Here is a 12,248-nt window from a genome sequence, read left to right as displayed (position 1 = left end):
ATAATTAATAACCTCATGGCAAAAAATGCTATGAATTACACTTAATGGCGACTATGATTCGCCCTCAAATTTTTGTGTCTAACATCGCTGTTCTTTCTTGGGAGAAATACAGAAATTGAACGTTGAATCTACTCAAACTTCTACCGTTATCCAACTGACTGGTATCAGCAAAAGTTTTGATGGTAAATCCATCATTGAAAATTTCGATCTTAATGTTAACCATGGTGAGTTCTTAACTATTCTAGGACCTTCTGGCTGTGGTAAAACAACGGTATTAAGAATGATCGCAGGTTTTGAAACGGTTGATTCTGGCAAGATTCTACTGGCAAATGAAAATGTGACAGAACAGCCACCCGAACAAAGACACGTTAATACCGTATTTCAAAGTTATGCCCTTTTCCCTCACATGACGGTGTTTGAGAATGTTGCCTTCGGTCTGCGTATGCAAAAAGTCGCGCAAACGGAAATTGAGTCGCGCGTTGAAGAAGCCCTTAAAATGGTTCGATTAGAATCAATGGCGCAACGCAAACCTCATCAACTTTCAGGTGGTCAACAGCAGCGCATTGCGATTGCGCGAGCAGTGGTGAATAAACCTAAAGTACTGTTGCTAGATGAATCCTTATCCGCTTTAGATTACAAACTTCGTAAGCAAATGCAGTTAGAACTAAAACAACTGCAACGTCAGCTTGGCATTACTTTCATCTTTGTTACTCACGATCAAGAAGAAGCACTTTCAATGTCTGATCGCATTATTGTTATGCGTGATGGTGTAATTGAACAAGATGGCTCACCTCGTGAAATTTACGAAGAACCAAAGAACTTATTTGTCGCAAGCTTTATTGGTGAAATTAATGCCTTTGAAGCCACCGTCGTGAAGCGTAATGATGAGAAAACAATCACTGCTTTAATTGAAGGTATCGAGTGTTCTGTTCATTACAAGCACCCTGTCCAACCCGGCCAACATCTTAATGTTCTTCTTCGCCCTGAAGATATTCGCATTGAAGAGATCAAAGAATCTGAAGATATTGGTATTGTTGGTCATGTAACAGAGCGTACTTATAAAGGTATGACTTTAGATTCCGTGGTTGAACTTGAATCAGGAATGCGCGTCATGGTCAGTGAGTTCTTTAACGAAGACGATCCTGATGTCGATCACTCGATTGGCCAGAAAGTTTCGATCACTTGGGTAGAAAGCTGGGAAGTTGTTTTACCACAAGATGACGATTCTCATACTAACCATGAAGCAACAGAGTAGATGCAAATGAAGAAACTCAATCTTCAAAACAGCATAGTGCTTGTGATTGTTTCATGGCTGATGCTGTTTGTTTTTATTCCAAATTTGATGATTATCATTACCAGTTTTTTAACGCGTGATGAAGCCAATCTAATCGAATTAACCTTTACGCTAAGCAACTATACTCGCCTGCTTGACCCGCTTTATGCCAAAGTCATGCTGCATTCATTGTACATGGCGGTTGTCGCAACAGGCTTGTGTTTGCTGATTGGTTACCCTTTTGCGTATATCGTTGCAAAGATGCCGGTCAAGATCCGCCCATTTATGCTGTTCATGGTCATTGTGCCATTTTGGACCAATTCATTAATTCGTACTTACGGCTTAAAAATTGTCCTAGGTACTCAAGGTATTGTGAATAAAAGCTTAATGGCGATAGGCTTGATTGAGCATCCAATGCGCATTATGTATACCGAAACAGCGGTAATGATAGGTCTAGTCTACATTCTACTCCCTTTCATGATTTTGCCTTTGTATTCCGCGATTGAAAAGTTAGACCGCACCTATATTGAAGCGGCAAGAGATCTTGGCGCCAATAAGTTGCAAACTCTACTAAAGGTTGTCTTACCCCTCACCATGCCAGGCATTATTGGCGGTTGCTTATTAGTATTGTTGCCCGCTTTAGGTATGTTCTATGTTTCTGACCTACTAGGTGGCGCGAAAAACTTACTGATTGGTAACGTAATCAAGAGCCAAGTGCTCAATGCCCGTGATTGGCCATTTGGTGCTGCCACGAGTATCGCATTAACTCTAGTGATGGCATTGATGCTTTATGCCTACTATCGTGCGGGTAAATTATTGAATAAAAAAGTGGAGTTAGACTGATGAAAAAGTCTGTTGGTGGAACGGTTGCCAAGTCTAGCTTTATGAGTTTGGTCTACCTGTTTTTATACCTGCCTATTATTGTTTTGATCGTAAATTCATTTAATGCCAGTAAATTTGGTATTAAATGGGGCGGCTTTACGACTAAGTGGTATAGCGACTTAATGAATAATGACAGCTTAATTCAAGCGGCTGGTCATTCCATTACGGTGGCAGTCTTTTCTGCGACAGCTGCAACCATTATTGGTAGCTTAACGGCTGTCGCGCTATTTCGATATCAGTTTAAAGGGAAAGGCGCGGTTAACGGCCTGCTGTTCGTAGTCATGATGTCACCAGATATTGTGATGGCGATTTCACTGCTTGCTTTATTTTTGGTCGTAGGTTTCCAATTAGGGTTAATTACCCTGCTTATTTCACACATTACCTTTTGTTTACCATTTGTTGTTGTGACGGTTTACAGTCGCTTAAAAGGCTTTGATGTGAAAATGCTGGAAGCGGCGAAAGACTTAGGTGCCAGTGAGTGGATTATTCTAAAACGTATCATTTTGCCTTTAGCTAAGCCTGCGGTTGCCGCCGGTTGGTTGCTGAGTTTCACCCTATCGCTTGATGATGTCATTATCAGTTCTTTCGTGACTGGGCCAAGCTATGAAATTTTGCCGTTGAAAATTTACTCTATGGTTAAAGTTGGTATCTCTCCAGAAGTTAACGCGCTGGCAACCGTAATGCTAGTCGTCTCTTTAATGTTGGTGATGTGCTCACAAGCTTTAGCTCGAGATAAAGTGAAGTAAAACCCAAAGAAGTTACCCAATAAATAGCCTGCTGAGTTGCAGGCTTTTTTTTAATGAGTAAGTAGTGAATAAATACTTTAAAAAACAATTTATATGACTATACTCACACTATTTTGAAGCTAATGACGATTCTGCAAAAGATGAGCATTAGCAAAAGTGTTAATAAATAAAAATTCCATACTGGGGGAAATCAATGAAGACATGGTCTAAGTTTTTTGTCGGTGCAGCACTAGCGGCTACATTTACCACAGGTTATGCGCATGCTGAAGATAAAGAACTTTATTTTTATAACTGGTCTGAGTATATCCCAAATGAAGTTTTACAAGACTTCACCAAAGAAACTGGAATTAAAGTCATTTACTCTACTTATGAATCCAATGAGTCAATGTACGCCAAGTTAAAAACACAAGGTAAAGGTTACGATCTAGTCGTCCCTTCTACTTACTTTGTCTCTAAAATGCGTAAAGAAGGCATGTTGATGAAAATCGACCACGCCAAGCTTTCTCACTTTGCTGACTTGGATACTAACTACTTAAACAAACCTTTTGATCCAGGTAACGACTACTCTATCCCTTACGTTTGGGGTGCAACAGGTATCGGTATTAACACTGATATGTTGGATAAATCATCAATCAAAAAATGGGATGATTTATGGGATCCAAAATGGGTTGGTCAATTAATGATGATGGATGACCCTCGTGAGTTATTCCAAATTGCCTTAACCAAATTAGGCTACTCAGGCAATACCACCGATCCAGAGCAGATTAAGCAAGCTTACCTTGAGTTGAAAAAGCTAATGCCAAACGTATTAGTATTTAACTCAGACTTCCCTGCTAACCCTTATTTAGCTGGTGAAACATCACTAGGTATGTTGTGGAATGGTTCGGCTTATATGGCTCGTCAAGAAGGCGCTCCAATTCATATCATTTGGCCAGAAAAAGGAACCATCTTCTGGATGGATAGTTTAGCGATTCCTTCTGGCGCGAAAAATACTGAAGCGGCTTATAAGATGATTAACTTCTTACTGCGTCCAGAAAATGCTGCAAAAATCGCAATGGAAATAGGCTACCCTACACCGGTTAAAACAGCCTACCCATTATTGCCGAAAGAATTTGCTAACGATGAAAATGTCTTCCCACCACAGAAAGTATTAGATTCTGGTGAATGGCAAGATGATGTTGGTGATGCTAACGTGCTATATGAAGAGTATTTCCAAAAGCTTAAAGTAGAAATGAACTAAGTTCTTTCACTAAAGACGATAAGTAACAAATGCAAACCGCTGAGATTGAATAGTCTCAGCGGTTTTTTACATTAACCGAAGTGAAAATAACATGCGTTGGACTACAGTTTTAATAGTTCATCAACAAGCTTTGGTACTTCAATACTTGCTTTACCATAGCGCTTCTCTGCAAATTCGCTTTCTACCGCACTTGGTTCTAGATTGATTTCGATGGTATGTGCTCCATGCATTTTAGCATCGTGAACAAAACCTGCTGCCGGATAGACCACGCCAGACGTACCAATAGAAATAAATAAATCGGCCTCTTCAATCGCTGCATAGATTTCCGCCATTTGTAGCGGCATTTCTCCAAACCATACGATGTGTGGTCTGAGTGGATTTGGAATCTGGCAGCAGTGACATAAGTCATGCACACCGAGATCATCATAACGTTCGATTACTTGGTTGGACTCTGGGCAACGAACTTTAAATAGCTCACCATGCATATGAATAATATTGTGACTACCACCTCTTTCGTGTAAGTTGTCGATATTTTGAGTCACAATCGTTACTTTACCATCGAGTTTGCTCTCAAGCTCTGCCAAAGCGACATGTGCGAGATTGGGCTCGATATGCTTATCTTGCAGCCCTTTACGGCGTTGATTATAAAAGTTTTGTACCAATTCAGGGTTGTAGCTATAACCTTCCGGGGTCGCGACATCTTCAATTCTATGATTTTCCCATAATCCATCTTGAGATCGGAAAGTTTGAATGCCAGATTCTGCTGATATACCAGCCCCTGTTAGGACAACAATGTTTTGATATGGGAAGTTCATTCGAATCCTTTTGAGGTAATGGTTTGTCGATTTGTCTTAATCTTTATAAGGATAATTTATCTTGTCTATTCATGTAATAGCAACGCCAAGATAAAAAGTTTTGTACTAGATCCCTATTTAATATTAATTAATATAAATAACAGAAGAGCTCACAGTTAAAGTTAGTTATACAAAATACCGCTATTTCTTTGCCGGAGAACAAGCACTTAATGACAATAACTCATAGAATAAGTTATGATTTGCGCCGCTATTGTTCTATCTTTAGTAAGATATACCCAAGTAACTTCAATATGTGAAGTTTAGCGCCTTGAAGTCGCTTGGGTATATGACCTATCAACTATTTATAAGTGATATCTATGGGTAAAATTTACCAATTCTGTTTGGCCTTCTTGTTTTTGTTCTCATTAAATGCACATGCGGAATGGGAGCCAACACAACAATCACAAGTCGCAAAAATTACGCCACAAGCACAAAGCATATCGGATAAAGTTTCTAAACTACCCGATCCTTTATTTATGACGGATGCCGATCATGCAATGGTCGATGAACTACTTTCTACTACCCTTTATCAAATCGACAACACAACTAAAGATTTTGATGCGTCATTAAAAGAATACCGAAGCCAAGGTGGTCAAAAAGCTTGGCTTTCAGCACAAGAAGATTACTTATCACTTCATAGTTTTAATCGTTCAAAGCAAGACTTGCTCAAATTGGTCAATAGCCGAGTTTATAATAACTTAACTGGTTTTGGTCCATTTGGGGTGACTCAATTTAAAAACGAAATTCATATTACCCAGCTTAATGCTCAATATTTGATTTTCTTTCAAATTCAGAGCTTTAAGCAATTCATCAAAGACCTCGCAATATCCCCAGTTCCGGTTATTGTCACCGTCATCAAGCTTTTCCTGGTTTATCTAATTTTGAACTGGTGGCTTCGCAATAGCCCTGACATGATCAAGCAATTCCGAAAAGCCAAGCTAGATTCACCGACCAGCGCTCCACCAATATGGATTCGTTTATTGTGGTATATCAGCAAAGCTAATAAGCCGATTGCGTGGTTAATTGCGATTACGGTTTCCTTAGACATCCTTTCAGGCTTACAAAGCCTACAACACGTCAAGTTCTTAGATATTTTCACTTGGTGGATTTTGGGTGGCTCTATCGCGGTCAAATTCATCTTAGAATTCGTCTACCGCAACAGCCGTAGTACCTCTAAAGATATCATTGCAATTCGACTATCTACCATTCGCTACTATGTTTGGAGTGTGATTGGCGCAGGTGTTTTATTACAAATCACCAAGACGACGGTTGGTGAAGGCACCATTTATCACTGGGTTTCTAGCTTAATGTTCCTATGGTTTATCTTAATTACCATTGTGGTACTAAGAAAATGGAAGCCATACGTATTTAGTGACAATAACGTTAGTCTAGATCACCCTATTTGGGCGCAATGGGCGATTAATCATAAAGATAGTTTTACTTTATCAACCATTGCCACGGCGATAATGACATTTTGGATTTTTACCCGCCACTTCAAACAATTCGTGATTTCTAACTTATCGCAATATGCCTTTTTCAGCCAAGCTCTTGCCTATTTATTTCGTATTGAAGTTGCGAAACAAAGTGATACTGGAGGTCAAAATACAAACCTCGTTCCTCTCTCTGGCGATGAAGTATTTAAGTATGTTTTACCAGGACGAGAAGACAGTGAGTTAATTAGCTACGCTTCTGATGAAATCAAGCAACTCTCACGTTATGTATTAACCGATAGTCCTGCAATGTGTGTGATTTCAGGTGAGCGTGGTATTGGCACTACCACATTCCTAAAGCAGATTCTGTACCGTGTTAATAATGCTGAACCAATTTATTTGAACTGTCCTAACTCGGGTTATGCAGAATTAGTGGCAAATTTAGCGGAACAAATCGGTTTAAGCCGTGAATCTAGTGATATTCAAGTATTAGCTCATTTACGCAAAAGTGACACGTGCTATTTATTTGCTGTAGATAACGCTCAAAGACTCGTTAAACCTATGGTTGGTGGCCTTTCTGGGCTTATGAAGTTTGCCAATTTAATGCGCCGTTCTAAGAAAAATCACCGCGTATTATTGGCGATTGAAAAATCAAGCTGGCGCTTTGTCGACCGTGCAAGAGGCGAACGTCTATTATTCGATTTAGTCGCATTTATGCCGCGTTGGTCTGAATCACAAATCACCAATTTGCTCGATTCACGCTTAAATCAAGAATTAGAAAACCCAGTGTCATTTGATGATTTGAACCTACCTAAACAGTGGGATCAGGATGATATTTCGGAAGAAGAACGTGTGCGCCAAGGTTTCTACCGAATCTTATGGCACTACGCGGATGGTAACCCTACCGTTGCTCTGCGTTTTTTCCGTTTATCGTTACGTAAAGATCAAACCACGGGAAAAATCGTAGTGCGTCTCTTCCAGGCACCACAATCTGAAGAGCTGGAAAAAATGCCAAAGCCTATGCTGGCTATTTTGCGCTCGATTGTGCAGCTTGAAATATCGACTCCAGAAGAGCTTTCAGAATGTACCCAGCTCACTATCCCTGAAGTTATTGGGACATTACGCTACTTTGAAAGCCGTAATTACATTGAATGGTCAGATGATAAAGCGAAAATTTCCGACCACTGGTATCGATACATTACCAACGCCTTGCACCGTCAACATTTATTGGTGAAGTAATATGAAAAAGTTTCTTAGTTTAATCGTCTTATTGATGGTGAGTTCAACTGTTCTAGCTGCAGAAGGAACAGATGAACATTTAGACAATATAGTGCAATTTACTAGTCTGATTCGTTGGGGCGGCGTATTTTTTTCATTCTTTGTGATTTTGGCATCTTGGATACTATTACGATTTACCAATCGCCTAGTCGAAACCTTTAGTACTCAATTCGTACAGTATCGAATGGTGCTACAAAAATTGCAGTCATTCTTCCAGTTTTTCGTTTATATGTCGGCAGGTTTAGTCGTCTTCATGATTAGCTTTCGGATCAATGACCAAATTCTTACGTTGATTGGTGGTACGTTAGCGGTTTCCATTGGTTTTGCATTGAAAGATCTGGCGGCATCATTCATCGCCGGTTTAACCGTTATGATTGATAGACCTTTCCAGGTTGGTGATCGAGTGACATTTGAAGGTAACTACGGTGATATCATCACAATTGGTTTACGCTCAGTACGTATGCGAACACTGACTGATGACATCATCACGATACCGAATAACAAATTTTTAAGTGAAGTGACCATGAGTGGTAACTACGGCGCTCTTGATATGCAATGTGTGATCCCTTTTTATATTGGGATGGACCAAGATATCAACTTAGCTCGTGACTTGATCCAAGAAGCAGCGTCGTCAAGCCGTTATATTCACCTACCTAAGCCAGTTGTCGTGTTGGTGAACCAAGAAATTGCGGATAACTACATGGCGATAAAACTTACCTGTAAGGCGTATGTGGTCGATACTGTGTATGAGAAGTTATTCGAAACCGATATTACGCTACGTGTGATGAAAGAGTTTAAACACCACAATATTCAGCCACCAATGATTGCAGTTCGCTCAACCGTACAGTAGCAATGATTTAACGCCCTACCTCCCTATACGGTGAGTTTGGGTATATAATCCACATAATTAATTTCGAGCAGTAATTTCGGTTACTGCTTTTTCATTTAAGGCGTTTTATGTCTCGCACAATTTTATACACATACAAAAATGAAGAAAAAACCTTAGCGTTTAGCTACCGTGATTTTCACTCGATCCATGAAGCAGTTGCCGCTCATGAAGGGATTGATATTCGTGAGTATCTAAAAATGGAGCAATCAATTGAAGCGGTGTCTGATACAAAAACCGTTCGTAACTACCGCGATGCACATTTTAAAAAGCTTGGTTTTGGCAAAATCACTTTAATGCCGAAAGAGAATATCGGCATTGGTCAAAAGAAGAAAGATCAATAATCTCTCACTTTACTGCTGACTGCACCTCATATAAAAAAGGCTCGATGAAAAACCATCGAGCCTTTTTGTTTAAGCTGATTAGCTATTGAATATTTAAAAATGCAGCGCCACGTACACCACCAGAATCACCATGTTTGGCTTTTAAGATATGAGGTACTTTACCGATAGAAAGTAAATGCGGTTGGATACGCTTTGGCATTTCTTCATAAATTGCTTCAAAGTTTGATAAGCCACCGCCCAGTACCACGACATCTGGATCAAAAGCAGTAAAAATATTGCCTAAACAAATGGCCAGTAGCTCCATAAAGCGTTCAACATGTTCAACCGCTTTAGGCTCTTTTTGCTGGTACTGTTTGATGATGTCGATAGCCTTCACTTGTTCATCATAGTAATGATGGTAAAGCTGCTCAAAACCACGGCCAGATAAGTAGTTATCGATACAACCTTTTTTATCACAGCCACAGCCAAATAATGGTGCGTCTTTATCTTTAGCGCTATCGTTCAAGTAAAACCAAGCATCAATTGGCATGCGGGTATGACCTATCTCACCGGCAACATGACTACCGCCAGAAACTACATGACCATTAACGACAATACCGCCGCCAAAACCTGTGCCGAGAATTAACCCTAAAACGCTTTCTTTGCCTTGATGCTCTTCATCCCAAGCTTCTGATAGTGCAAAGCAGTTTGCATCATTCGCCACTTTTACTGGGCGGTCTACTAAAGCTTCAAGATCTTTGCGTAAGAACTTTCCTTTCGCGGCAGGGACATTTGAAGTCAGCACGGCACCATCTTCAACACTTTCCATGCCCGGAATTCCGATACCAATGGTACCTTTTAGCTCAAACTGCTCATCATATTTAGCCACTAAACCGGCAAGTGTTTCTAATAATGCTTGGTAATCTTCTCCAGGTGTTGGCACCCTTTCCGACGCGACTCTTTCTAACTTTTCGTTAAAAGCACCAAATTCAATCTTTGTGCCACCGACATCAAAACCGTAATACATTAATTCTCTCCATAAATTAAAATATAAAATCAAAAACAAATAAAATTAGCTTTATTATCCATAAACTTGTTGTACAAACTGTGATGGTTACGCAAGTTAGGCTTCTACTGAATTCAAGTGCGCGTTTTTCCGACACGTTTTGCCTATCCTGGCTTATATCCAAGTCACTTGGGTATTTACTTTCACCATATTAACTGGCGAGCATTTACTCATTCCCCTTTATCCGATAGCATCTCATCAATCCACAAATTTGAAGCGTGTAGAAATGAATAAAGCACTGACTATTCCATTGATGAGTATCCTACTGTTATCGGGCTGTGCTTCGAGCCCACCTCCTGCACCACCTCTGCCTTCTACTCCTGTAGAGAAAACTGAGTTCCAACACTTATACAAATCATGGTCTGGCGTTCCCTATCAATTTGGTGGTAGTACCAAACGAGGAATAGATTGCTCTGCCTTTATGCAAGTCACTATGTCGACAATTTATCAACTACACCTTCCTCGTACCACTGAATTACAAAGTCAACAAGGCGACTATATTCCAGAAGATGAAGCGGCTTTTGGTGATCTTGTTTTCTTTAAAACCGGTTGGAACCAACGCCATGTTGGAATGTACATTGGTAATAATCAATTTATGCATGCCTCAACCTCTAAAGGTGTGATTATTTCACGTTTGGATAATCCTTATTGGGCAAGTAAGTTTTGGCAGTTTAGGCGTTTTAGTCCAAATTAAATGCGTTGTTTTCCTAAGTGACTGCTATATAAACAACAGCTCGAATAACGTCAGTAAATGAAACTAATTTTTGCGAATCAGCTCTCTAATTTAAAAGTTCAACTAAGCTAATGTCATAGACTGATAACTTTCAGGTTCTGGAGGCAACTATGTGGCATGGTATCGCACAACAGCTATCACAAGTACTGGCGTTTGAATTTGTCATTCAGGAGCGAGAAAGGCTGCAAGGTGGTGATTGTAATCAGTGCTATATGATCTCTGACGGTCAGCAGCGTTACTTTGTCAAAATTAATGATCGAGAATACCTACCTAAATTTGAATCCGAAATAGATAACCTATCGAGCCTTCTTCATACTGGCACCCTATCGGTTCCTCAACCGGTTACTTGTGGTGTCGTCAAAGAGAACGCCTTCTTAATCTTAAACTACCTACCTACCAAACCTCTCACAGCGCCAACTGAGCAATACCACTTAGGCCAACAATTAGCGCATCTCCATTTGTGGGGAGAGCAAAAAGAATACGGTTATGATGCTGATACCTATGTTGGTTTAAACCTGCAACCTAATGCTTGGCATAAAAAATGGGGGATCTTTTTCTCTGAATGTCGTATTGGCTGGCAATTGCAGCTACTAAAAGAAAAAGGGATTGAGTTTGGTGACATCGAAGAAATCGTAACGTTAGTGAAGCAAAGAATCGGTACTCATAACCCGAAGCCTTCCCTTTTACATGGCAACTTAAGTGATAATAACTATGCGTTATCAGTCAATGGCGCTATCTGTTACGACCCTTCCAGTTATTGGGGAGATCCAGAATGCGATCTGGCAATTATCGAAGAATTTAGTCACCTAGGACCAGAATTCTTTGCTGGTTATGAAGATATCTTATCTATCGACGATGGTTACTATAAACGTCGCGAACTCTATCAACTTTACTACCTTCTTTGTCGATGCAATCAATATGGTGGAGAATACCTCACTCAATGCGTATCAAAGATTCAACTGATACAACAAGGTTCAATCTAACTTATTGTTAATTCAGTAACGTAATTAACAAATTAAATAATTGAGATATGCGTCGTAATAAAATGTCACTCGTAGACTAGACTTACAATTAACTTCAACATGGTCGATTTTCCACCATATTGTAGATTTTAAAAAATACAACTTCACGGTGAATGTCAGGATAAATCGGGCGGTTTTTGTTCATTACTTTGCACTAATTCAACCTTTTCGCTTTTTTTCAATCATGAACTAACTTAAAGCGCTAATATTGAATTAAACCAGACCAAGTTAACCACTTGATCTATTTATTTTGTAGTTCATTCAGCTTGGCACAAAGACGTAATAGTGAGGAAAGCAATGATAAAATACACTGAAAAAAGAGTACCCTGCCCACATTGCGGACATCAAATCGGTATGACCGTGGATTCATCGAGAGGCGATCAAGATTTTTATGATGACTGCCCTTCATGCAATCATGCTATCCACTTAGAGCTCAAAGTTGATAATGCCAAAGTTCATCTCACTGTGGGGGTTGAAGACCATTCAATCTTCTAATATTTACAATAGGTTATAAA

At 39.8% G+C, this 12,248-nt stretch carries 12 protein-coding genes; 10 read left to right on the top strand and 2 right to left on the bottom strand.

Annotated features, from left to right (window positions below; translation table 11 throughout):
- Positions 1-115: 115 nt before the first annotated feature.
- The 4 genes from potA (at position 116) to L3V25_RS04185 (ending at position 4,141) form a co-directional block, all read left to right on the top strand.
- Positions 116-1,255, top strand: coding sequence for a spermidine/putrescine ABC transporter ATP-binding protein PotA (potA, locus tag L3V25_RS04200; RefSeq protein WP_267135406.1), 1,140 nt, complete (start codon positions 116-118; stop codon positions 1,253-1,255).
- Positions 1,256-2,116, top strand: a complete 861-nt coding sequence (gene potB / locus L3V25_RS04195) for a spermidine/putrescine ABC transporter permease PotB (RefSeq protein WP_193001682.1) — start codon at positions 1,256-1,258, stop codon at positions 2,114-2,116. It begins immediately after the preceding gene.
- The gene (gene potC, locus L3V25_RS04190) at positions 2,116-2,901 is read left to right on the top strand and encodes a spermidine/putrescine ABC transporter permease PotC (protein ID WP_237294198.1); all 786 of its coding nucleotides are present in this window, start codon (positions 2,116-2,118) and stop codon (positions 2,899-2,901) included. Before potB ends, potC begins: the two co-directional genes overlap by 1 nt.
- A gap of 193 nt (positions 2,902-3,094) precedes the next feature.
- On the top strand, positions 3,095-4,141 hold the full coding sequence (locus tag L3V25_RS04185) for an extracellular solute-binding protein (RefSeq protein WP_237294197.1): 1,047 nt from the start codon (positions 3,095-3,097) through the stop codon (positions 4,139-4,141).
- A 101-nt stretch (positions 4,142-4,242) separates the two neighbouring features.
- Here the strand turns inward: L3V25_RS04185 and cobB are convergent, their stop codons facing one another.
- Positions 4,243-4,956 carry a Sir2 family NAD+-dependent deacetylase gene (gene cobB / locus L3V25_RS04180; RefSeq protein WP_193001676.1) on the bottom strand — a complete coding sequence of 238 codons (714 nt, stop codon included), beginning with the start codon at positions 4,954-4,956 and terminating at the stop codon, positions 4,243-4,245.
- A 356-nt stretch (positions 4,957-5,312) separates the two neighbouring features.
- Between cobB and L3V25_RS04175 the strand changes: the two genes are divergently transcribed.
- The 3 genes from L3V25_RS04175 to L3V25_RS04165 all read left to right on the top strand — a co-directional run bounded on the left by L3V25_RS04175 (position 5,313) and on the right by L3V25_RS04165 (position 8,933).
- Positions 5,313-7,664 (top strand): ATP-binding protein, encoded by a 2,352-nt coding sequence (locus L3V25_RS04175; protein WP_237294196.1) that lies wholly within the window; start codon positions 5,313-5,315, stop codon positions 7,662-7,664.
- A gap of 1 nt (position 7,665) precedes the next feature.
- Complete coding sequence (locus L3V25_RS04170) at positions 7,666-8,553, top strand: mechanosensitive ion channel domain-containing protein (protein WP_237294195.1); 888 nt, start codon at positions 7,666-7,668, stop codon at positions 8,551-8,553.
- A 107-nt stretch (positions 8,554-8,660) separates the two neighbouring features.
- Complete coding sequence (locus L3V25_RS04165) at positions 8,661-8,933, top strand: DUF2960 family protein (RefSeq protein ID WP_237294194.1); 273 nt, start codon at positions 8,661-8,663, stop codon at positions 8,931-8,933.
- Between the two features lie 82 nt (positions 8,934-9,015).
- Here the strand turns inward: L3V25_RS04165 and nagK are convergent, their stop codons facing one another.
- Positions 9,016-9,939, bottom strand: coding sequence for an N-acetylglucosamine kinase (gene nagK, locus L3V25_RS04160; RefSeq protein ID WP_237294193.1), 924 nt, complete (start codon positions 9,937-9,939; stop codon positions 9,016-9,018).
- 265 nt (positions 9,940-10,204) lie between these two features.
- Here nagK and L3V25_RS04155 point away from each other — a divergent pair, with 265 nt between their 5' ends.
- The 3 genes from L3V25_RS04155 to L3V25_RS04145 all read left to right on the top strand — a co-directional run bounded on the left by L3V25_RS04155 (position 10,205) and on the right by L3V25_RS04145 (position 12,228).
- Positions 10,205-10,672 (top strand): NlpC/P60 family protein, encoded by a 468-nt coding sequence (locus L3V25_RS04155; RefSeq protein ID WP_237294192.1) that lies wholly within the window; start codon positions 10,205-10,207, stop codon positions 10,670-10,672.
- Between the two features lie 149 nt (positions 10,673-10,821).
- Positions 10,822-11,694, top strand: coding sequence for a fructosamine kinase family protein (locus L3V25_RS04150; RefSeq protein WP_237294191.1), 873 nt, complete (start codon positions 10,822-10,824; stop codon positions 11,692-11,694).
- A 336-nt stretch (positions 11,695-12,030) separates the two neighbouring features.
- Entirely contained in the window at positions 12,031-12,228 is a 198-nt protein-coding gene (locus L3V25_RS04145; RefSeq protein WP_237294190.1) for a CPXCG motif-containing cysteine-rich protein, read from the top strand.
- Positions 12,229-12,248: the final 20 nt, after the last annotated feature.

The organism is Vibrio sp. CK2-1 (assembly GCF_021726515.1).
In the GTDB taxonomy this organism is placed as follows: Bacteria; Pseudomonadota; Gammaproteobacteria; order Enterobacterales; family Vibrionaceae; genus Vibrio.
Note: the sequence above shows the minus strand (reverse complement) of the source record. Positions and strands in the feature narration are given on the sequence as shown.